The organism is Mucilaginibacter sp. R-33 (assembly GCF_049949235.1).
Lineage (GTDB): Bacteria > Bacteroidota > Bacteroidia > Sphingobacteriales > Sphingobacteriaceae > Mucilaginibacter.
The window spans coordinates 1,557,210-1,579,555 of record NZ_CP188089.1; the positions used below are offsets into that span (position 1 = coordinate 1,557,210).

The window sequence follows — 22,346 nt, forward strand, 5'->3', positions numbered from 1 at the left end:
AGCATAATGAAAAACAAAAGTTTATACATTGTTGATTTAAGAGAGGCTGATAAAACGGCTATTAAGCTAATTGGGGGCAAGGGCGCAAATCTGGCAGAATTATACAAGATTAAGGCGCTTAATGTGCCTGACGGTTTTTGTATAACCACTGAAGCTTTTAAAGACACTGTTGGGAACGATCAGCAGTATAATTCATTGCTGGAGCAATTAGCATTGCTAACCGAAAACCAAAGGAACGAGATCAAAGAAATAAGCAAAAAGATCAGAACGCTGATAAAATCGATAGCTCTTTCCCAGGAACTGAAAAGCCAGATCGTTGCACATATAGACCAATATGGAAGTGATTACGCTTACGCCGTTCGTTCAAGTGCGACAGCGGAGGACTTAGCCACCGCATCTTTCGCCGGACAACAGGATACCTACCTGAACGTTACCGGCGAAGCCGCTATTTTAAAACACATCAGCAAATGTTGGGCATCTCTTTTTACGGAACGTGCCATAATCTACCGGCTTCAGAATGGCTTTGATCACCACAAGGTTTACCTGGCTGTTATTGTACAGCAAATGGTAGCTGCAAAGGTAGCCGGTGTACTATTTACGGCCCATCCGGTTAATGGTAACAGGACAGTGAGCTCGATAGATGCAAGCTTTGGTTTGGGGGAAGCACTGGTTTCTGGTTTGGTTAACGCCGATAATTACCAGGTGCGTGAGTCAAGAATTATTGAAAAGAAGATTTCAGAGAAAAGGATTGCTATTGAGATCGTTAAAAATGGTGGTACTGAGCAAAAAGAGGTAAGGCCGGAGCAACAACGCATGCAAGCATTAACTGACGAGCAAATTTTACAACTCGAACAAACGGGCAGGATAATCGAAGCACATTTCAGCGATCCACAGGATATTGAATGGTGTTTAAGTGATGACAAATTCTATATCGTGCAAAGCCGGCCAATCACCACATTATATCCTGTGCCAGCGGCAGACGATCAGGAGAACCGGGTTTATGTATCTGTAGGACATCAACAAATGATGACTGATGCATTTAAACCACTCGGCATATCCGTTTGGATGTTAACCGGAAACCGCGCGATGTTCAAAATGGCTGGCGGAAGGTTATTTGTTGATATCTCGAAGGGCCTGGCTTCGCCGGCAGGCAGGGAAAATCTGTTGAATGTGTTGGGGCATTCAGATCCGCTCATAAAAGACGCACTGACGACTGTAATCGATCGAAACTTTATAAAAGAGGACCTTGAAGCCAATATTCCCGGACAGGTTAAAGGTCATCATGGGATGTCGGCGACGGATATACTTGCGGAAGCGGGAGCCGATGCCGGGATTGTGGCCGATCTCATGAGCAGCAGCGAAAGGTCGGTATCAGCATTGAAAGATAACATCCGGATAAAAACAGGACCGTATGTATTTGATTGCATCCTCGATGATATGGAGCAGCGGAGGCAGTTGTCTTTAGAAAAGAAAAATCTGAACGTGATCATGGCTGCCATCCATGCTTCGGCCTGGATAAATGACAAGATGAAAGAGTGGCTTGGTGAAATCAACGCAGCAGATATTCTATCGCTTTCTGTACCAAATAACATTACTTCAGAAATGGGCCTTGAACTTTTGGACCTGGCGGATGTGATCCGTCCTTATCCGGAGGTCATTGCCTATCTGCAGGGGGCAAAACAGGATAATTTATTGAATGGGTTATGCCAATTGGAGGGCGGATGGCAGGTACGCGACGCCCTCATCGCTTATCTTAACAAGTATGGTATGCGTTGCGCCGGCGAGATCGATATTACCCGTACCCGATGGAGGGAAAATCCGACTGCGTTGGTTCCGATGATCTTGAGTAATATCAAAAACCTTGAACCGGGGGAGGGCACCCGAAGATTTGAGCAGGGGAAGCAGGCAGCCTTAGAAAAAGAACAAGAGTTAATGTTGCGCCTGAAACAATTGCCCGATGGTGAAGAAAAAGCCCGGGAAACGAAGCAGATGATTGACCTGTTACGGAATTTTATCGGCTACCGCGAATATCCGAAATACGATATCGTGAGCAGGTACTTTATCTACAAGCAGGCTTTGCTTCAGGAAGCCGAATGCCTTGTGAAAGCCGGGTTGCTTCATGATGAAAAAGATAGCTATTATCTTTATTTTGAAGAGTTGCAGGAGGTGGCGCGTACCGGAAAATTAGATTACCAGCTTATTGACCAGCGCAAAACGGATTATCAATTTTATGAAAAGCTGACAACGCCACGAGTTATTACCTCTGAAGGTGAGGTGATAACCGGTCATTACAGACGGGAAAATATCCCTGCGAGGGCCCTGGCTGGTCTCGCTGTTTCTTCCGGCATAGTTGAAGGGCGCGCACGAGTGGTGCTAAACGTAGAGGGTGCTGATCTGGAAGATGGCGATATCCTGATTACAACCTTTACCGACCCAAGCTGGACCCCTTTATTTTTAGCCATCAAGGGCGTGGTTACGGAAGTTGGCGGACTGATGACACATGGCGCGGTAATAGCCCGTGAATACGGTTTGCCGGCGGTTGTTGGCGTGGAAAATGCAACCAAGCTGATTAAAGATGGCCAGCGCATTCGTGTGCATGGAACCGCAGGGTACGTGGAGATTCTGAGCGAAGCAGACGCGCAGTGGAGATAATCTTGTCGCGAATTACCCCCGGGATTGTCGCTTTTGCACACTGCGAAACACCGGCGTGCATCCCATCTTTGTATCGTTGATTAAGTTTATGATCAATTAGGATCGTGTTACGAAAACAACAAAGTAAACCGTACAAAATTTTTAAACAAGCAAATAACGATGAGTACAATACAAATTACAAGCTCAAAGCTTTGGAACGCCATTAAGCTTTCTCTAAACGGCGAGCAGCAGGATTATACACAAGGCAGTATTCCGAAAGCCATTTTTTTACTGGCTATCCCAATGATTCTGGAATTAAGCCTGGAAAGCGTTTTTGCGGTGGTAGATATGTTCTTTGTAGGTAAACTTGGGCAAAATGCTATAGCCACGGTAGGTTTAACTGAGTCGGTGATCACCATTGTCTATTCCATCGCTATTGGTTTAAGCACCGCGGCAACGGCAATCGTAGCACGAAGGATTGGTGAAAAGAAACCGGAAGCCGCTGCACATGCAGGAGCCCAGGCGCTGGTAATCTGCCTGATCACAACTATAATAGTAAGTATGGCTGGTGTTTTATATGCACCTGAGATCTTAAAGTTAATGGGAGCAAGCGAAGAAGTGGTGAGGGACGGAGCTATTTTTACCCGGATCATGCTGGGCAGCAGCCTTATTATTATCCTGTTGTTTCTGATCAACGGAATTTTTCGCGGCGCGGGTGACGCCGCCATGGCGATGAAGAGTCTTTGGATTGCAAGCATTATCAACATTATTCTCTGCCCGGTTTTCATTCACTTTTTTGGGTTGAAGGGCGCTGCCATGGCCACTGTAATTGGAAGGAGTTGCGGGGTGAGCTTTCAGGTATACCACCTGTTTAAAGGCAGTGGTATCTTGAAGTTTCGCCGTGCTCACTTTAATTGGGATCCCGCTGTGGTAAAGACCATCATCGCTGTGGCCTGGCCGGCAACTTTTCAATTTATCATCGCAAGCGGTAGTTGGATCGTCTTGACACGGTTGGTTGCTGAAACCGGCGGTACAGCAGCTTCAGCCGGCTATCAGATAGCTTTTCGGAATTTTGTTTTCTTTATTTTACCATGCTGGGGGTTAAGTAATGCTGCAGCAACCCTGGTGGGGCAAAACTTAGGTGCAGGTCATGTTGACCGGGCAGCTCAAAGTGTGCTGCTTACGGCGCGATATAATGCTGTATTGATGAGTTTCGTCATGCTGCTGTTCTTGTTCTTCGCTCGTCCCATCATCAGCATTTTTACAACCGAACCCGTTATTTTGAACTTTGGCAGTACGGCGCTCCGGATTATCGGTTCTGGATTTATTTTTTACGCTATCGCCATGGTCATGAGTCAGGCCTTAAACGGGGCCGGCGACACCAAAACGCCTACATGGATCAATTTTGGGTGCTTCTGGCTTTTCCAGGTCCCTTTAGCTTACTTACTCGCTAAAGGCTTAGGGTTGCATTCGGCAGGCGCCATAGCAGCGGTGCCCGCGGCTGAGGCGCTTTTAGCCCTGGTTTCCTGGTATTACTTCAAAAAAGGGAACTGGAAAAAGGTGAAGGTGTAAGGCCATTCATTGAATTGCTAAAAAACAATTAAATCACATAAAGTAATGAAAAAGAAAATCTTATTTATTGCATGCCTGTTATTCGGGCTGATGTTTATCAATGCAGGGCTGAACAAGTTTTTAAATTACATGCCTGTACCTAAAGACATGCCGCCAAATGCCATGGCCATGTTTGGCGCCATTATGCAGATCAAATGGCTGATGCCGCTTATCGGCATCGCCGAAATTATTGGAGGGATCCTGGTGATTATTCCCCGTTTCAGGGCTTTAGGCGCGGTGATCATTTTTCCAGTTATGGTAGGCATATTGTTAACTGTTATTTCTTTATCTTCGGGAATACCGATGGTGCTTGTGCTTTGGGCGGTGCTCATCTGGGTGCTATTTGAAAACAGGGAGAAATATTTTCACATGATCCGGTAGCGGATGGCATAGTCTGGCTATTCCGCAACTAAATAATAACCGTCCGGTGAATTGGAAATTACAAATGATTATAGGCAAGTCGTGTTACGTATTTGAGAGACTTTATTAAAAATCACATGAAACTTTTTGAAAAGGAAACGGGCAAAACAAACTGTGTCGGGGTAACCGGAGCTTCTGCAACCGGAGCATCAGCAATTGCTGTGTTAGCATTGGGATCTATGGCTATTGGCGCGATTGCTATAGGTGCATTGGTGATTAGCCGAATCGTGGTTAAAAAAGCTGTAATCAGAAACCTCCATGTCGGTAATCTCAGCGTAGATAACCTTGTAATTAAAAATCGCGAAGATTAGCACGTCCCTGGGGATCCGGTTACGTTGAATTGAGGTGGAGTAAAGTGTTATCAGAGTTGTTTCTGAGTCTGCCCTTGTTCCCACGATAATTTCGTCTCGCCGTCGATAGCCAACAACATCGTTCTCGGACACTGGCCGGCTTGCGTCGGAAACTCACCTGCCTTAAAATTCGTCTTTTGTTATGTTTTGAAATAAATTCAGAACGGCCGGCTCAAATTGCGGGAATATGGCAGCCGGGAAGACAGATTACGCATTTATAAAATAAATGTTGTTTTTTAACGTTACATTCATCATTTAGTGCATGAAAAGAGCGTGTTTGGGAATTGTGTTAGCTGCACTGTTATTATTGACGGTCGACGGTTGCGGCGTAGTTAAATCTTTGGGTAAAAATCCGGATGGCGAAGAACTTACCCGGTTGGATTCTTTACCAAATTATAAAAATGGAGCTTTTATAAATTTGGCTGAACTTTCCGATTCGACGGTCAAACGTAAATTTCTTTTTTTGAGCAAACGTCCTGAAACCATCAGGCCATCTCATGCACTTCCGTGGATTAAAACCGATCTGAATTCATTAGCTGCTCCTGCACCTACGATCGTTTGGTTTGGACATTCATCTTTACTTATAAAAAGCGAGCAGTTTAATATGCTCATTGATCCGGTTTTTAGCAATCATGCCGGACCGGTGCCTGGATTGATTACCGCATTCCCGGGTACAAAGCATTATCACGCCGATGATATGCCTCAAATAGATGCGCTGATCATTTCTCATGATCACTACGATCATCTGGATTATCGAACTTTGAAAAAATTAAAAGATCGTATTAAAATGGCTATCGTGCCGATGGGAGTAGGCGCTGATCTGGTATACTGGGGGTTTGACCCTAAAAAGATCATCGAACTTAATTGGAACCAATCGATTACGTTGTCCGGTGGTATTCGGATTACCGCCACCCCAGCCCAACATCGCAGCAATCGTACGTATAAGAATGAGAATAAAACATTATGGGCCTCTTACGTTTTTCAGATTGGCAGTTATAGGCTGTTTTACAGTGGCGATAGCGGGTACGGGCCGCATTTTAAACAAATAGGCCAGCAATTCGGGCCATTTGATCTGGCGTTTTTGGAATGCGGGCAGTATAGCCCCAATTGGCCATGGACGCACCTGTGGTTAGGGCAACCCGCACAGGCTGCTGCTGACCTGCATGCCCGTTTGTTACAGCCTATTCACTGGGCTAAGTTTATTGAAGCTAACCAGCCCTGGAACGAACCGATAAAAAGGCTTGTGCCTGCAGCAAAGGAGTTGGGTGTCGAACTAAACGTTCCGCGTATTGGGGAGCCTTACACTTTAGGCAGCCCCCTCAAACAGGTTGCGTGGTGGAATTTTGAATAACTGCTTTTGTAATATTGAACAGTTAATAAAAAGGACCATATCGGATGGCAGAATGATCATTTGAACAACCGGCAATCAGTATACAAGGCCAGCTTAGCTAATCAATTTTTCAGGTGCCTCCAGATGATATCATGAATGTCGGTCGCTATCAGGTCCTGTTTTTCCAATGGGTTATCGGTAATGATCACCGGCTGATATTCTGACGGTACATCCACCCGGCCATGAGAGCCTTTAATCAGGGCGGCATCCAGGGGAATGACATCCATCACATACCTGAAACCAGCCTTTTTGCGCAGCAACTTGTAGCCGGCGCGGAGCTTTGAACTCATAAACATCTCAACAGGATCATACCCCGGTTTTTTATGGATGTCAACTACGCGCGCGTAATCCGGGGCAAGCGCGTCATCCAGCCAAAAATAATAAGTGAACCAGCTTCTCTTATCAGCGATCAGGACGAGGTCTCCGGCCCGGGGATGGTCGATGTGATACGCGGCCTGCTCTTCCTGGGTAAGTACCCGTTCAACACCAGGTACGGCTTCAAGCAACGCTTTGACTTTTGCCGTTACACTCGCATCGTTGATATAGACATGTGCCAGTTGGTGATCAGCTACCGCAAAAGCTTTGGAAGCGCCAGGGTCAAGTATCTCCAGTCCACGCTCAATCCTGATGCCTAACAAGCCGTTTTGCCTCAATACCCGGTTTAAATGAACCGGGCGGTCCACAGGGGAGATACCATATTCGGAAAGGATAATGATCTCGGCATCTTTTTTCCGGTAAAACGAAACCAGATTTTCGATAATTTTGTCAATATCATTTAGGTCTTTGGCAATAACTGGTAAATCCGGACCGTATTTTTGCAGGCAATAGTCCAGATGAGGCAGGTATATCAGTGTTAACGTCGGGTCATGCAGCGTATCTGTTTCCATTGCAGCGTCAGCTATCCAACGGCTTGATTTGATATTGGCCCCGGGCCCCCAAAACTGAAAAAGCGGAAACTGCCCCAACTTCGCCTGAAGATGGTCACGCAGGTCGGGAGGCTCCGAGTAACAATCCGGTATTTTTCGTCCGTCGGCAAGGTAGTTTGGCCTGGGCGTCACGGAGTAATCCGCAGAGGAGTACATATTGTACCACCAAAACATTATCGAGCTCGTAAAAGATGGATCTTCGCTCTTGGCCTTTTCCCATATTTTCTGTCCCTCCACAAGTTTGTTTGATTGCTTCCAGAATTTTACTTCACAATCCGCGCGGTCATACCACCCATTACCTACAATGCCATTGTCAACAGGAAATTTGCCGGTGACGTAGGCGGACTGCATAGCCGTGGTAACAGCAGGCAATACAGGCGTTATATGCGTCAGATGTCTGTCTTTGATATAAGATTTAAGAAATGGCGTATGCTCGCCGATCAGAGACGTGGATAAACCCACTACATCGATAACTACCGTTTTATTCATATTGGCTTCTTTCTTATGATATTTGCGCTTTAACCCAATCCAATTCCCGGATGATCGATTGCGTTAAGGGTGCTTTCAGCTCATCCGGTAATACACTCCAGGTATATGTTTCCACTTCCAGGTGTTGTGTAAAAGCAGCGTTCCTGAATTTGTTGAGCACCCTGACAATATCGTTTTGTGTTGATTGCACCACACCCATATCCTCAACAAAAACAGGCACATGAAAGTGCGCACGCCATTCATTGACTGCCGGGGTCTGGTTATCTGCCAGGGCTTCCGGTAAATCCGGATAACGGATCAATTCTCCATTTGCGGTTTTCGCGATCACCTGGTGCAGATAGGTTGGCTCGTTGAATCTGGCAAGCTCGTCGGTCACCTCGTCCCTCATCGCCAATTCCGCCGGAAGATGGGCCTTCAAGGCAGCACTGATTTGTATCTTGCCTACCTGGATACCTTTCGCGGCCAGTTCATCAATGACGCACTCATGTTCCTCATAGCCGATAGCAAAATGGCAAACGTCATAGCATAGGTTAATGTGTTGTTTGATAGCTTCTTCTGCATCAGCCGGAGACAGGCCAAACTGTTCTCCCAACAATAAAATACCACGCGGCAACAGGTCGTTTTCAAACCAATCTATAAACTCCCGGCCTGATTCCAGGAAGCCATCCGGCTCGGGTTCGATATCCAGGTGCATCAGGACTCCGGCCGAACTGTATATTTTAAAAAGTGCAGCCATCACTGTTAAAATATTCTCCGTGGCGATCGCCCTTGCAGTGTTCCTGGCCTCACCGGCCGCATGCCATGGTTTATAGCTTAAGGGTGAGGTTGAAATCCCTCCCTGCAAACCTTCAGGAAGTAATTCGCCCAATATATGAAACAGGCGTAAGGTATAATCCACGCGCTCAACTGTTGTCCAATCCGGCGCATGCACTTCGTCCTTAACTACGGTGTTATGGAAACCGCCATAGGGGAAACCGTTCATCGTGAAAACATAAGCATCATGATCAGACAGCCATTGTTTAAATTCCGCTAAATTATCTTCCTCTGCCAGCAAACCCAGGCTGGCCATATTAGAAAGGCGCAGGCCAATACCCATTTGTTCCTTCCCCGCAAGGGCAGCCCTGATTGCCGGGAAATGGTTTTTCAGGGCCCCGAAAGTTTCCGGCCAGTTCTCCGCGGGATGGATATTCGTACAATAGGTCAGGTGCGCTGCATTTATTTTCATGAGGGCAGATGTTTGTATTGTTTAAATTTGCGTTTGCTGAAGTTCGAATTGCCGGTTGTATAGTTCAATACTCGCTTGTTTCAAAAGCTGGGTATCAATTTCATGCACCTCGGCACCTTCGCCAATAGCATTGAGTAACGTAATGGTGAGCTCCCCGCCTAAATGCTCGCGAAACTCCTCCAGGCCCTGCAATAATGGGCTGTCATCTCCGTTGATCTTTAAGAGCCCATGGCTGATTTCAAAACCTAAGTTTTGGATCAGGCTTACCACGCGCTCACTGTCCGCAACGGTTAAACGGCCGCAAAGGCAGGAATAAACCGTATCCAGGGCTATCCCCATGGCTACTGCTTCACCATGTCGAACGTCGAAACCGCTAAGATATTCCAGTTTGTGCGCGCTCCAATGCCCGAAATCCAAAGGGCGTGATGAGCCGCTTTCAAAGGGGTCGGCGCCGGCAATGTGCTGCATGTGCAGCTGCGCGCAGCGCCAAATCAGGTAATTCATTGCCGTCGCGTCGCGGCTCACGAGGGCGGGTGTATTCTGTTCTATCCAGTTGAAAAAAACAGGGTCTTTGATCAAGGCAACTTTGATAGCTTCGGATATTCCGGAACGCCAGTCTCGGTCGGTCAGCGTGGTCAAAAACTGGTCATCATTAAAAACAGCGGCAGGCGGTGCGAATGTGCCCAGAAAATTCTTTTTCCCGAAATAATTGATGCTGTTTTTCACGCCGATCCCTGAATCGTTCTGAGACAGCACAGTTGTTGGTATGCGGATAAGTTTTACTCCCCGATGGGCCACAGCGGCAGCGTAACCTGCCATATCTAATACGGCCCCGCCACCAATTGCTGCGATGTATGAATGCCGGTCTATACCGTAATTATTTACCGCTTCGAGGATCATATCAAAATAGCGTTCATCATTCTTTACGTACTCGCCGCCGGGTATCAGCAAGATCTCGGGCACCAGATGAACAGCAGTATGCGCCTGAAAATAAGAACTGATATCAGAGCATAAATGCTCGTGGGCGTCGGCAACCCCCTGATCGACCACAAACAGGATCTTCCTTAACGCGCCTGAAGTAGCAGCGTTTGTCAGAAAACCGTTCAGAAGGGGATTATCCTTTGCGAATAAAGCCGAAGTAAAAAAGACGTTATAACTATATTTTACGCTGAAGTTCTGTTGCAAATGTTCCATCGGAGGAAGATCTATTGTTATTGAAATTAATTAGGTGACTGCAAAGGTTTTCGACAGCCACATGGAGAGTGGTAAGAGGCAGGCGATCATCAGGGCGAATGTAAGTGAACTGAATGTGGCAGACCAGGAAGCGTCCATCAATATCAGGGAGATCACCCCGGCCTTTACGGCATTACCAATATTTTTGCCGATAGGCTCTCTTATAGCTCTGAGCAACGGTTTGAATATCATCCAGGTAAAGGGTAAGATGAAAAGCAGTGACCATAGCAGCCGGTTATTAACGTACGAAAAGTAGCTGATAAAGGCGATGACCGCGGCGTACAAAAATGCCGCTATATACAAGTTGTTCCTTTTGCCCCCATGAACTTCGCCACGACTGGTCAGGGTGATCGAGAATATGTAAATCATAGGCACCAATGCTAACATTGACCAATGGTTGAGCGCATCCGGTATGATGCTGACTCCGAGCAACAGGTTTAATCCCCGGCACAACCCCATATTAAGCGGCCCGAAAAAGGGATGATGCTTGCCAAACTTGTCGTAGAGCAGCGCGCAGAGCGCGATAGCTGCCGCGAGTATACCAGATGCCGCCGAAACGAGAAATGCCAATAAAATGCCTGCGCTTAACAACAATGTGCCGAGCACTGAAGCTTCCGGTAAACTAACCTTGCCTGAGGGGATAGCCCTTTCAGGCCGTTCAATCTTATCAGTCTCCACATCGAAAATATCGTTAAAAACAATACCGCCGCCGTAAAGACAAGCTGTGGAAAGGCAAAGGAGGAGGGCCGTTGGCCAGGCTCTTTCCGTTAAAGTACCCGGAGCACTGGCAATAGCGATCCCCGCCAGAATATCTGCGACCGAAGTAACAATATTGGCGGGCCGCATGAGCTGAAGATAAATGTACAGTTTCCTCAAGATCACGATTAGCTAATGATGATGGATGATTTATCGATTCTCGGTTGCTGGCCGCCGCGCAATATACTGTTACCTTCAAATTTTACGCTTTGATCAACGTTCCTCACCGCGGCGAAATCAGTTTCATCGAGCTGTCCGCTTTGGGCAAAAGCGGTAATTGCGTTACCGTAGGTGATCAATTGGATATCTTTGTCGCTGATGCCGCGTATTTTCATTAGTGCAGCGGTTTTCGGCACAGCCAGGGGATCACTGATGCCCCAATCAGCAGCCGAATTGACCATGATCCGCTCCGGGCCATATTGCCTAGCGATTTCAACCATGCGCTCATTACCCATTTTGGTGAAGGGGTAAATCGTGAATGCAGCCCAAAAACCCCGGTCAAGGACCTCTTTAACGGTCTCCTCGTTGTTATGATCAATGATGACCTTATAAGGATCGATGCCATGTTCTATCGCGATGTCCATACTACGGCGTGTGCCGTTTTTCTTGTCGCGGTGCGGCGTGTGGACCTGTACAGGCAGGCCGGCTTCCCTGGCCAGTTCCAGTTGCAAGCGGTAATATTTTTCTTCAGCCGCGGTTTGATCGTCGAAACCTATTTCACCGATACCCACAACTCCCTCTTTATAAGCAAACAGCGGAAGTATTTCCATCACCTGTTCTGCAAGGCTTTCATTGTTTGCCTCGCGGGAGTTAAGCCCTATGGTGCAATAATGTTTAATGCCAAACTGCGATGAGCGAAATCTTTCCCAGCCAACCAGGCTGCTGTAATAATCGCGAAAGCTGTCAATGCCCGTCCGGGGCTGTCCCAGCCAGAAAGCCGGTTCTATCAGCCCAACCACGCCCGCATCAGCCATAGCCTGGTAGTCATCAGTAGTACGGGATGTCATATGTACATGCGGGTCAAAAAAACGCATACCTTTTACGGCGGTTATGTCAAATGACTCTGGTTTTTCGCCAGGTATTTGCTCTCTGTTTTCAAAATTGCTGCAACACATATCCCAAAATTAATTTTTTGTATCGTTAATAAATTCGTTCCAACTCGTTTTTCTGCCCGCCGCCATCTTTATAGGATCAACTTTCAACAATTCTTTTGCTGGCTGAAAGCCACTTTCGGCAATAGCTAATGCCACCGCTTCCCTTTCAAGTTCGCTTAAACTCGGTAATCCTTCCTTGATGTCCTGCAGTATCGCTTCATCCATAAAGTAACTTACTAATCGCCATAGCATAGGATCTGTACTCCGGCCGGCTGACCAGCGCTCTCGCGCGTAATCGGTCAATGTATGTGCAAGGCTGGCGTTGGCACGCTGATCCAATCCCGTGATCAGTTCCAGCTTTTTTTCGGTGAAAAGTGCCTTTAGCACCATTTGGTTCCATGCCGGCTCGGGCAGGTTTTCCGTAGGGTAGGGGTTGCGATACATGATCGCTTCGAGCACAACGCCCAGATTACTGCGGTTACCTTCCGTACAGCGTTGTACCCATATAGGAGCATAAGCAAGCAGAGGCAAGGCCGAATATAAAGCCACCAATTCGTTCATTTCAGCAGCTAAAAATAGGTTTTCGATATTGCTTTTATAACGCTCCTTATCGGTGGTATCAAGCGTTAACAACAGCCATACCCTGGCAAGCCTGTCAACCGACCATCCTGCGATCGAAAAATCTTTACGGATAGCCGATAAACCAGCTTCGTTTTCAGTACCGGCATTGACCGGCGCTTTTCCTGTCTTACGCGGCAAAGCGGCAAAGGCAGCATTAAATGCTGCAGCAGATGCAGCAGGGGCTCCCTGGGCCAGCAGCCAGTCTTTTGCATCCGGGCTTACATGCGTTACAATGAGATCTGTAAGCAGGGGTTTAAATTTTTCTATATCATAAGTGAACATATCTTCAAATCATCAGGGTTGACCGATCTGTGCTGCTCAGGCCGCGATATAATTGATGAGCAATGCGCCGGCAATGATCAGCAAGCCAAAGAACTCCCTCGTTTTTTCTATATAAGGCTTGTCTGCCTGCATCGTTTCTACCAAACTTGGCCTGTTATATTTTGTTACCCAGTCGCGGACACCATCTTTAGAAAAATAAATGATACCTGCGTGAACAAGGTATATCGCGATCAGGCATAGATACAACTTCGGATAAACCTGGTGAAAAACTACCAGCCCGCAACACACCGCCGCACTAAGGTAGATTGGTACCCAAAGCCATGGATCGACATCGTTCAGGTTAAGGTAAGCGAAAACCAGGAAAGAAAGACAGAAAATGATATTTATAATAGCAATCATATTGAACAGATCGGAGCCAGGCAAATTAATAAATGTAATGTAATCTAAGGCTCATATATCAATATATATTTTCTTACGCTTGACAACTTCATTTTCTATTGGAGATGGACAACGGTTTTGCATTGTAACCAGGTAAAAACGCTTACATATCGGAAGTGATGAGTTTTTGCTAAGCCGGAAGGGACACCGGCCGGAGGTCGTTTTTGTATAAAATAAAGTCTGGTTTAGGAAATTCAGCACCGCCGACTTTAATTAATTTAGCGTGGCGTACACCTTAATTATTAAACCGTCCTGAAAAACGTTGGGTTTATTATTATACAAAAGGTTTAAACCATTGCTATTTGGCTGAATTGTTACTGTACGAATACCCTAATTATGTTTAACAAAAAAAAAACGATCAATGCGGCTTGCTTGCTGCTAACATTATTGAGCCATTCTTTTGTGGTGAAGAGCCAGCAAATGAGCGACGCAGAAAGAAAGTCAATGGAAAAAGGTAAGGTATACCCCGCATTAAAGGGTGCAGGGCAGGGTGTATCGGGCCCGGGTTCTAATCTTCCGCCCGAAAAGATACAATGGTGGGAGGATCAGAAATTTGGGATGTTCATACATTGGGGCCTATACGCTATTCCGGCCACGGGTGAATGGACCATGTTTAACCAAAAGATACCGGCTGAGGAATATGCCAGGTTAGCCGACCAGTTTAACCCAAAACATTTTAGCGCCACAGAGTGGGCTAAGGTAGCCAAAGAGGCAGGCATGAAGTATATGGTAATGGTTAGCCGCCATCACGATGGCTTTGCCCTTTGGAACAGCCCCTCAAGTTACCGGCATTTTGATAGTTGGGAAACTGCCGCTCACCGTGATTTTGTAAAGGAGTATACTGATGCGTGCCGTAAAGCTGGCCTCTATGTAGGCATTTATTATTCCCCTCTGGATTGGCGTTTTCCTGGTTATTTCGACCCCAGGAGGCTTCCTGACAATGCTGCCTTGCTCAAGAAACAAACATATGGGCAGGTAGAGGAGCTAATGAAGAATTACGGCAAAATAGATATTTTGTGGTATGATGGCGGCTGGCTGGCGCATAAAGGTACCGATGCCGACGCTGCCTGGTTTTGGGAACCATTAAAACTTAATGCTATGGTACGTAGCTACAACCCGGATGTGGTCATTAATCCAAGATCAGGCATGGTGGGAGATTTCCAGACCGACGAAGGTGGCGCGGATGTTAAAGGGCCTATTATTCCCTTCCCTTGGGAAAAATGCTTGAACCTTAACGAAACCAGTTGGGGATACAATAAAGCTCAGCGATTGATGCCGCTGAAAAAGATTATAAACATGCTTGTTAATACCGTTGACCGCGGCGGAAATATGTTATTAAATGTTGGGCCGGATCCGGACGGTGTTATTCCTCCTGCTCATGTGGATCGCCTGAGAGAAGTGGGGCAGTGGTTAGCAAAAAATGGCGAGAGCATATATCAAACGCGTCCGGGGCCTTTTCAACCTGTTGATGATTTTTACGGAGCCACAAGCAGGGGGGATAAAATATATATCCACGTGCTGAAAATGCCGGCGGGAGATACTGTCATTAAATTACCGCCTGTTAAACAAACTATTACATATTGCAGAGTACTGCATGGTAAAAAAGTTAAATTTCATCAGGATTCAACGGGTATTAATCTTGACTTAGCCACAGTAAAACTCGATTCACCGGTAACCACTTTGGAGTTAAAAACAAAAGGTAACTAACTGTTTCAAATATCCTAAAGTTGAGCTAAAACTGGGGCTGTAAAATAAACTGTGTCAATCCCAGCCCGGCCCCGGCCACCTTGTTAATTTATTGACTATACCGTTGTTGCAAATCAGAAATAGCGTCAAATTCATCAGCAACTTTTGTTATTAGACTTTCAAATACTTTAAAATATTGGGCATACACCTTGTGGTTTTCCGCGTTGGGCAAATAGGTTTGATGCATGGTTACCGTTTTGGAGGCTTCTTCTAAAGAAGGATAAATACCCATCTCGGTCGCGCTTAGCAGGAACGCACCTTTGCCTATGCTATCCGCATGGTTAAGTGTGCTTACGGGTTTATTAAACAGGTCGGCTATAATTTGAGTGCAAAAGGGTATAGACGCGAAACTGCCGTTGATAGACAGGCTTTCGATATGACGGTGCTTTTCCAGCGTACGGCCAATACTGTACATCTCATATAAGATACCCTCAATGGTGGCCCGTATAAAGTGTTTGCGCTCGTGCCTGATGTTAACGCCAAAATAACACCCCCTCGAATTGGGGTTCCAAATAGGGGCCCGTTCGCCGTGCAAAAAGGGAAGAAAGATCAAACCGCCCGAGCCGACTTCGACACCCGCAGCTTCCTCTATCAGCATTTCCATTGATTGATCGATATCAAAAGCCTCCGGAAAATCACCAAATTGTTTCGCAAACCAATTGAATATCACACCACCGTTACTTGTAGGCCCTCCGGTGATGATATGCTTATCGGTAAGCAGATAGTTGAAAATCTGCTGTTTGGGGTCTTCTATTATTTTATCGCCGATGATCCGGAACGCGCCGCTATCTTCAATGGTAATAGTGGCCATACTGTTTTCCCAAACGCCCGCGCCCAGTGTAGCCAGGCAACCATCACTTGATCCAATCAGGATTTTAACCGTTGGCGACAGTTTTAAAACCCTTTGATATTCTTTTTTCAGCGTTACCCCCGAATAGAAAACCGGGTGCAGATCCGGAAGATCCTGTGGTGTTATGCCGGCAAACTCCAATGCAGCCTCATCCCAGGTTAATTCATGAATATTCATCAGGCCTGTTGCAGATGCTATACTGTAATCTATCACACAGTCTCCTGTTAGTTGCTGAATGATATAGCTTTTTATAGGCATAAACTTTTGGGCCTGTTTGAATTTTTCGGGTTCGTGGTTTTTCATCCAGGCAATTTTAATTAACGACGACATCGGGTGGATGGGAGTGCCGGTAGCCCTGTAAATCTCCTCGCCCAGGCTGCTTTGTTTAAGTTCTGCGGCCTCTTTTTTGCCCCGGTTATCCGCCCAGGTAATGGCGTTGCCTAACGGTATGCCATCCTTATCCACTGCCAGTAAACTGTGCATAGATGAGCCAAAGCAGATACAGGTTACGTTATATTTTTTGGGGTAGATCTTTTCATTAAGCAGATTTTTCAAAATGTAGAGCATGGTAATAAACATCTGCTCAGGGTCCTGTTCGCTATGGTCAGGTTGTTCATGAAAGGTGGGATAATGCCCCTTTGACGAACTGATCAAGTTACCGGAAAGATCAAAGGCGAAGACCCTTACAGCGTCTGTGCCCATTTCTATGATGATAATACAATTCATGATGTATATTGATGATCTGGTGTTTTATTTTTTTCTGAACTCGCTTGGGGTGTACCCGGTAAGTTTTTTAAAGGTTGTGGAAAAATGCTGAGACGAATAAAATCCTGTGCTCAGCGCTATGTCGGTAACATTTATCTCGTTTTTTTTAAGCAGTTTGGTAGCTTCGGTTATCCTTATGTTGATTAAATAGTTTAGAGGTGAAAAGCCTGAATAGTTTTTTACTTTTTCCGTGAAGGCAGTAGTCCCCATGCCTGTCAGTGCGGCCATTTCTTCCACCGTCCATTGGTGGGCAAGGTTTTGCCGCAAGGTTTGCTCCAGCTTCAGGAATGTTTGAGGGAAGTCTCTCCTGGAATTGTTTTGCCTTATCAACTGCCTGCTTATCAATACAAAAAGCTCATCAAGTAGCTGGTTTACACGTGTGTAAAAGCCCACTTCCTCATTTTGCAGTTCAAGTTGTAAATTATGCATTAAAACCTGCGCTTCTTTCAGTTTCAAAACAAGCTGTTGCTTATTTACAAGTAAGATTTGGTTGATGGATAGTTTTTCCTTTTTAGTAAGCCCGCTCCATTTACCCAGCAAAATCTTTCCACAATCTTCGGTTGAGATCTTTAATCCAAATAGCGCGCCGATATTTAATATTCCGCTTTCGCCGCCAATGCGTTGCCCGGGCAATACTACGGCAAAATCGCCCGGATATAAGGTATGTTGTTGTAAGTCAATCATCCATGTGAATTTTCCCTCTAAAATATAATACAGGCAAATGCAGTCCATAACATTGCTGTTAAAGGAATTGAGTTGGATAGTATTGTTCTTTTTGTGGGTAAACTCCAGAATATGCGGAAAATGCATAAGTTCTTTAGATATGCCCTGCTGAAGTATCAATTGATTCATTCAGTATAATAATTGGTATACGTTGCTGCCGCCTCTGTACTGCAACGGTTATCGGGCATCCAACAGGGGGCGCCCATTGAAAGCAAGTTTACACATTACAAAACTAAAATTTGTATAAAAACCAACGCTGTTTTTTAATGGTATTTTCCGGGTTAAATATTATGATACTTTGTAAGTATTATAACCAGTTACAACCAATACCAAAGCCGCTATTCCCCTTAATAGTGCGCATTTTAAATTTATTACGATGAGAAAATACCTTCTTATTTACCGTATTGCGGGTATTGCATTGCTGCAATGCTGTTTGTTTTTTCATAACGCCTTCGCGCAACAAATATCCAGGGACGAGTTGCTTTTCCTTACTCCGGAGTGGAAAGGTGAGCGCTTTGCCGATGGTCGCCCCCGGGTGCCGGATGCAATCCTGGCCCGGATGAAGCAGGTGAGTATTGAAGAAGCCTGGGCCGTTCTTAAAAATGCAGGCTATGGCTATCAGCTAACCGAAAACTGGCTGGTGATAAATCCCGACAGCGTTTTGGTTGGCCGCGCAGTAACTGCTGTTTTCATGCCTGCACGTCCCGATGTATGGAAAGCTATTGACGACAGGGGCAAAACCCAGGGAAAAAAAGGGCAAAACACCTGGCCGGTAGACCTGCTGGTAAAAGGCGATGTGTACGTGGCCGATCAGTTTGGGGCTCATAAAAACGGACCTACCATCGGCGATAACGTCGGTAACGCTATCTACGCGAAAACCGGCAACGGCATAGTTTATAATGGTGCGGTGAGGGATTTGCGGGGATTAAAAGAGATAGGCGGCTTTACATCCTTTGTAGAAAGCTATGATCCATCGTACCATAACCCGCCCGGCGACCTGAACACCATGATTGTTGGGATCAATCAGCCCACCAGGATCAAACAGGCCACGGTAATGCCCGGAGATGTGGTTTTGGGCGAAAACGGCGTGGTCATCTTTATCCCGCCGCACCTGGCTGAAAAGGTAGTGACCACCTCCGAAGTGGTGAGGTTAAGGGACATGTTTGGCCACCTGCGGTTAAAAGAAGGTAAATACACAGCCGGGCAAATAGACGCCCGATGGAGCGCGGATATAGAAAAAGATTTTTCAGCATGGCTTAACGAGCATATTAACGAATTGCCGGTACCTAAGGAGCAGATCCAAAATATCCTGAAAAACCGGACCTGGTAAATAAATCTATCCTAAATATAAAATATGTCAAACTATAAAAACAGGCGCAGCTTTCTTTCGAAAACTGTATTAGCCGGTGCCGCCGTATTAGCGGCACCATTAAATAAAACATTTGGGCAAGGGTTAATAGATGCCCAAGAGCGCACCCCGCAGGCATCATCCCCATCCGACCTTAAAATTACAGAAGTTAAGTGCGCCTACGCGGGCGGGGGGCTTTTTGTAAAAATATACACCAACCAGGGCATCTGGGGTTCGGGCGAAGGTGTTGATGCCATAGCGGGAACTTATTACCTGGTTAAACGGTTGGAATGGATGCTGAAAGGCCGGAGTCCACTAAACCCAAACCGGATAGCCGAGGAGATCAGGAAAGCTAACTTTTTTTCCGGTGCGCAATCCGGCATGTTTGTGGCCGTGCTCACTGCGGTTGAGGCGGCTCTTTGGGACCTTACAGGCAAAGCTTTGGGCTTACCGGTTTACCAGTTATTAGGCGGCAAATACCGCGATAAATGCCGTGTTTATTGTGATACGGAATTATACACAGCCACAAACCCGGTGCCCGAAGATTATGCCAAGGCCGCGCGCGGTGCGGTTAATCGCGGATACACTGCCGTGAAATTTGATATTGACGATGCCCGTGATCCCAATAAATTTGACCGCTATAACTGGACTGCCAGTAACGCCGAACTCGACAGGATGTATAATGCCATAGCAGCAGTGAGGAAAGAGGTTGGGCCAAACATTGATATATGTGTAGATATGCACGGCCGTTACGATGCTACAACCGGCCGCAGGGTTGCAAAAATGATGGAACCTCTAAATTTAATGTGGCTGGAAGAACCGGTACCTGCAGATAATATTGATGTGTACAAAACTATAACCCAGGAAACCAGCACACCTATTTGTGCCGGGGAAAATTTTTACCTGGCTTATGGTTATACCAGGCTGCTTTCGGAAGCCGGAATTGATATTGTGATGCCCGATCTTCAAAAATGCGGCGGGCTGGGCGAGGGGCAGCGGATAGCCAACCTTGCCAACTTATATTACGTGCCGTTTTCGCCGCACATGGTAGGATCTTTCCTGGGGGCTATGGCAACCGCGCATGTTTGTGCCTCGGTACCCAATTTCCATATCCTGGAATGGCAAACGTTGAGCGATACCGAGCCAAAGTGGAAGGAAATAGTACAATACGATAAACCCTTTATTGAGAAAGGTTTCCTGGTGCTATCTGACAAGCCCGGAGTGGGTGTTGAGATCAACGAGGAAGGGTTGAAGAAATATGCGATGCCCGGAGTCCCTTTCTTTGCTTGATCAATGCCGGGTATGAATACTTTTTTCAAAGTCACTATCACGTTAACCATCGCTGCGTTTGCCGCTGTACTTATTGTGATACCTAAAGGCCTTGGATACACAGGGCCTTATGTACTTGCATTTTTTATACTGCTTGCAGTAAGCCTCTGTGCTTCGCCAAAAACCAAAAGCTTTTCTTATACGGTATTGATTTTTGGCGGGGCGGCCATGGCGCTTTATTATCCTGGTTTTTTTATCAGTTATGGCAATTTTAAATATGCCACACTTATTATCCCGCTAATACAGCTCATCATGTTTGGCATGGGCACTTCCATGCATTATCAGGATTTTGTTGGCGTGTTAAAGTCGCCCGGAGGAATCATTATAGGGGTGGTGAGCCATTTTATTATAATGCCCTTACTTGGCTTCAGCATCGCGACATTGAGCGTAAAATTAGCCGGAATGCCTGCCGAGATAGCGGCCGGCATTATACTGATCGGTTGTTGCCCTAACGGCATGGCATCCAATGTGGTATCCTATCTGGCGAGGGCAAACCTGGCGCTCTCGGTTACTATAACCAGCATTTCCACCATGCTATCGCCGGTATTGACACCATTTTTAATGAATTTACTTGCCGGTCCGCTTATTAAAATAGACCCCTGGTTAATGGTGGCGGATATTTTTAAGATGGTCATGATACCTATTGCTTTGGGTGTGCTGTTTTCTTCAATAGCCAAAACACGCAGTACATGGCTAAAAAGGATAATGCCCATGATATCCATGGGAGGGATTATCTGTATCATTATTATTATAACAGCCGCGGGGAGAGAAAGCCTGCTTAAAGTTGGCCTATTGCTGGCGGTATTGGTACTGCTGCATAATATTGGGGGCTATTTGCTTGGCTTTTGGTCGGCAAAGGCATTTGGAATGGAAGAACGTGATTGTCGTACCATCGCTATAGAAGTAGGGATGCAAAACGGGGGTATGGCCGCCGGGCTTGCCAAAGGGATGGGAAAAATCGCTACGCTCGGCCTTGCCCCGGTCATCTTTTCAACTTTCATGAATATTACAGGTTCTTTACTGGCGTCTTACTGGCACAAAAGAAAGCCCGGTCCGGCGCACAATCCTGCTGAGAAATGAAAGGGCACTGGGTTTTTAAGCTAAGTTTTTTGTGCAAAAATCAACGCTGTGTTTTTTTGGAAGCTTAAGCGATTTGCTTTAGCATTCTTTGTACATAACCAAGTAACCGATTTGTTACATTTTTTTGATAACGAAATAACTGCCGCATAAACGCCGGACAGCAATAAATAGCTATGCATATATTTAAAACCAACGATAAAGTTATTGTAAAATACGCCGGTCTGTTATACAGTTCGCCGGATTGGAACTGGGACAGTTTTATAAACCGTGAAACGCTGCACAGCGAAGTTTTAAAAGATCTCCAAAACATTTCAGCCAACCCGTTGCTGGCCCATGATCTGGAACAATTATGTACTCCCATTGCCGGTCAGGAGATCTGGGCGTCGGGCGTCACTTATCTGCGCAGTAAAGATGCCCGGATGGAAGAATCTAAAGATGCAGGTGGAGGTGATTTCTATGCAAGGGTTTACAATGCCGAACGTCCCGAGATCTTTTTTAAATCGTCGGCATCCCGCGCGGTTGGCCCCGGTGGAACGGTTCGCATCCGGAAAGATTCGGAATGGAACGTTCCGGAGCCCGAGTTGGTATTGTTCATTTGCAGCGCGGGGGCTATTGAGGGTTATATGATTGGCAATGACATGTCCTCAAGAGATATCGAAGGAGAAAATCCCTTATATCTTCCTCAGGCTAAATCATACGACGGAGCCGCCGCGGTTGGCCCGTGTCTTTATGTGCCGGGAACAGCTATCCCGCCTGACACCGAAATTCAAATTGAAATAATGAGAGATAATGTTCAGGTATTTGCCGACACCATATTGATCAGCAGGATGAAGCGTACGCACCAGGAGCTTGCCGGTTACCTGTTTATGGAGATGTCATTTCCCGCAGGTGCATACCTGATGACAGGTACCGGTATAGTGCCGCCGGATTCTTTCACACTTAACTACGGCGATGTGATTAGTATTACAATAAGCAATATAGGAACACTTACAAACCTGGTGGGCAAATAATTGCACCAGGGCAACGATATCAATTAAAT

Annotated in this window: 19 protein-coding genes; 10 read left to right on the forward strand and 9 right to left on the reverse strand. The window is 46.2% G+C overall.

The window, feature by feature from the left end; all coding sequences use genetic code 11:
* Positions 1 to 6 precede the first annotated feature (6 nt).
* The 5 genes from ppsA (at position 7) to ACP26M_RS06645 (ending at position 6,363) form a co-directional block, all read left to right on the forward strand.
* Positions 7 to 2,652 carry a phosphoenolpyruvate synthase gene (gene ppsA / locus ACP26M_RS06625; protein WP_426587273.1) on the forward strand — a complete coding sequence of 882 codons (2,646 nt, stop codon included), beginning with the start codon at positions 7 to 9 and terminating at the stop codon, positions 2,650 to 2,652.
* A gap of 159 nt (positions 2,653 to 2,811) precedes the next feature.
* Positions 2,812 to 4,203: an MATE family efflux transporter gene (locus ACP26M_RS06630; RefSeq protein WP_426587275.1), complete on the forward strand. Its 1,392-nt coding sequence runs from the start codon at positions 2,812 to 2,814 to the stop codon at positions 4,201 to 4,203.
* A 45-nt stretch (positions 4,204 to 4,248) separates the two neighbouring features.
* Positions 4,249 to 4,623 (forward strand): DoxX family membrane protein, encoded by a 375-nt coding sequence (locus ACP26M_RS06635; RefSeq protein WP_112653748.1) that lies wholly within the window; start codon positions 4,249 to 4,251, stop codon positions 4,621 to 4,623.
* 116 nt (positions 4,624 to 4,739) lie between these two features.
* Positions 4,740 to 4,973 (forward strand): hypothetical protein, encoded by a 234-nt coding sequence (locus ACP26M_RS06640; RefSeq protein WP_426587278.1) that lies wholly within the window; start codon positions 4,740 to 4,742, stop codon positions 4,971 to 4,973.
* A gap of 301 nt (positions 4,974 to 5,274) precedes the next feature.
* Positions 5,275 to 6,363, forward strand: coding sequence for an MBL fold metallo-hydrolase (locus ACP26M_RS06645; protein ID WP_426587280.1), 1,089 nt, complete (start codon positions 5,275 to 5,277; stop codon positions 6,361 to 6,363).
* Positions 6,364 to 6,464: 101 nt separating this feature from the next.
* Here ACP26M_RS06645 and ACP26M_RS06650 read toward each other — a convergent pair whose 3' ends face one another.
* The 7 genes from ACP26M_RS06650 to ACP26M_RS06680 all read right to left on the reverse strand — a co-directional run bounded on the left by ACP26M_RS06650 (position 6,465) and on the right by ACP26M_RS06680 (position 13,427).
* Entirely contained in the window at positions 6,465 to 7,817 is a 1,353-nt protein-coding gene (locus ACP26M_RS06650; RefSeq protein ID WP_426587282.1) for an alkaline phosphatase family protein, read from the reverse strand.
* A gap of 13 nt (positions 7,818 to 7,830) precedes the next feature.
* Complete coding sequence (eboE, locus tag ACP26M_RS06655) at positions 7,831 to 9,042, reverse strand: metabolite traffic protein EboE (RefSeq protein WP_426587284.1); 1,212 nt, start codon at positions 9,040 to 9,042, stop codon at positions 7,831 to 7,833.
* A gap of 21 nt (positions 9,043 to 9,063) precedes the next feature.
* Entirely contained in the window at positions 9,064 to 10,236 is a 1,173-nt protein-coding gene (locus tag ACP26M_RS06660) for a 3-dehydroquinate synthase (RefSeq protein ID WP_426587286.1), read from the reverse strand.
* Between the two features lie 30 nt (positions 10,237 to 10,266).
* Positions 10,267 to 11,151 (reverse strand): UbiA-like protein EboC, encoded by an 885-nt coding sequence (gene eboC / locus ACP26M_RS06665; RefSeq protein ID WP_426587288.1) that lies wholly within the window; start codon positions 11,149 to 11,151, stop codon positions 10,267 to 10,269.
* A gap of 8 nt (positions 11,152 to 11,159) precedes the next feature.
* Positions 11,160 to 12,065, reverse strand: a complete 906-nt coding sequence (locus ACP26M_RS06670; RefSeq protein ID WP_254780078.1) for a TatD family hydrolase — start codon at positions 12,063 to 12,065, stop codon at positions 11,160 to 11,162.
* A gap of 90 nt (positions 12,066 to 12,155) precedes the next feature.
* The gene (locus ACP26M_RS06675) at positions 12,156 to 13,028 is read right to left on the reverse strand and encodes an EboA domain-containing protein (RefSeq protein WP_426587290.1); all 873 of its coding nucleotides are present in this window, start codon (positions 13,026 to 13,028) and stop codon (positions 12,156 to 12,158) included.
* A 36-nt stretch (positions 13,029 to 13,064) separates the two neighbouring features.
* Positions 13,065 to 13,427, reverse strand: coding sequence for a transmembrane 220 family protein (locus ACP26M_RS06680; protein ID WP_188832456.1), 363 nt, complete (start codon positions 13,425 to 13,427; stop codon positions 13,065 to 13,067).
* Between the two features lie 375 nt (positions 13,428 to 13,802).
* On the opposite strand from ACP26M_RS06680, the gene ACP26M_RS06685 reads away from it, so the two are divergent.
* Positions 13,803 to 15,173 carry an alpha-L-fucosidase gene (locus ACP26M_RS06685; protein WP_426587293.1) on the forward strand — a complete coding sequence of 457 codons (1,371 nt, stop codon included), beginning with the start codon at positions 13,803 to 13,805 and terminating at the stop codon, positions 15,171 to 15,173.
* An 88-nt stretch (positions 15,174 to 15,261) separates the two neighbouring features.
* Here ACP26M_RS06685 and ACP26M_RS06690 read toward each other — a convergent pair whose 3' ends face one another.
* Positions 15,262 to 16,788 carry a gluconokinase gene (locus tag ACP26M_RS06690; protein ID WP_426587295.1) on the reverse strand — a complete coding sequence of 509 codons (1,527 nt, stop codon included), beginning with the start codon at positions 16,786 to 16,788 and terminating at the stop codon, positions 15,262 to 15,264.
* 24 nt (positions 16,789 to 16,812) lie between these two features.
* Positions 16,813 to 17,679, reverse strand: a complete 867-nt coding sequence (locus ACP26M_RS06695; protein ID WP_426587297.1) for an AraC family transcriptional regulator — start codon at positions 17,677 to 17,679, stop codon at positions 16,813 to 16,815.
* A gap of 247 nt (positions 17,680 to 17,926) precedes the next feature.
* Between ACP26M_RS06695 and ACP26M_RS06700 the strand changes: the two genes are divergently transcribed.
* From ACP26M_RS06700 to ACP26M_RS06715, 4 genes are all read left to right on the forward strand, one after another.
* Positions 17,927 to 18,880 carry an RraA family protein gene (locus tag ACP26M_RS06700; RefSeq protein ID WP_426587299.1) on the forward strand — a complete coding sequence of 318 codons (954 nt, stop codon included), beginning with the start codon at positions 17,927 to 17,929 and terminating at the stop codon, positions 18,878 to 18,880.
* Between the two features lie 24 nt (positions 18,881 to 18,904).
* Positions 18,905 to 20,188: a mandelate racemase/muconate lactonizing enzyme family protein gene (locus ACP26M_RS06705; RefSeq protein ID WP_426587301.1), complete on the forward strand. Its 1,284-nt coding sequence runs from the start codon at positions 18,905 to 18,907 to the stop codon at positions 20,186 to 20,188.
* 12 nt (positions 20,189 to 20,200) lie between these two features.
* A complete protein-coding gene (locus ACP26M_RS06710; protein ID WP_426587303.1) occupies positions 20,201 to 21,307 on the forward strand; it encodes a bile acid:sodium symporter family protein in 1,107 nt (368 codons plus the stop codon).
* 173 nt (positions 21,308 to 21,480) lie between these two features.
* The gene (locus ACP26M_RS06715) at positions 21,481 to 22,317 is read left to right on the forward strand and encodes a fumarylacetoacetate hydrolase family protein (RefSeq protein WP_426587305.1); all 837 of its coding nucleotides are present in this window, start codon (positions 21,481 to 21,483) and stop codon (positions 22,315 to 22,317) included.
* Positions 22,318 to 22,346 lie beyond the last annotated feature (29 nt).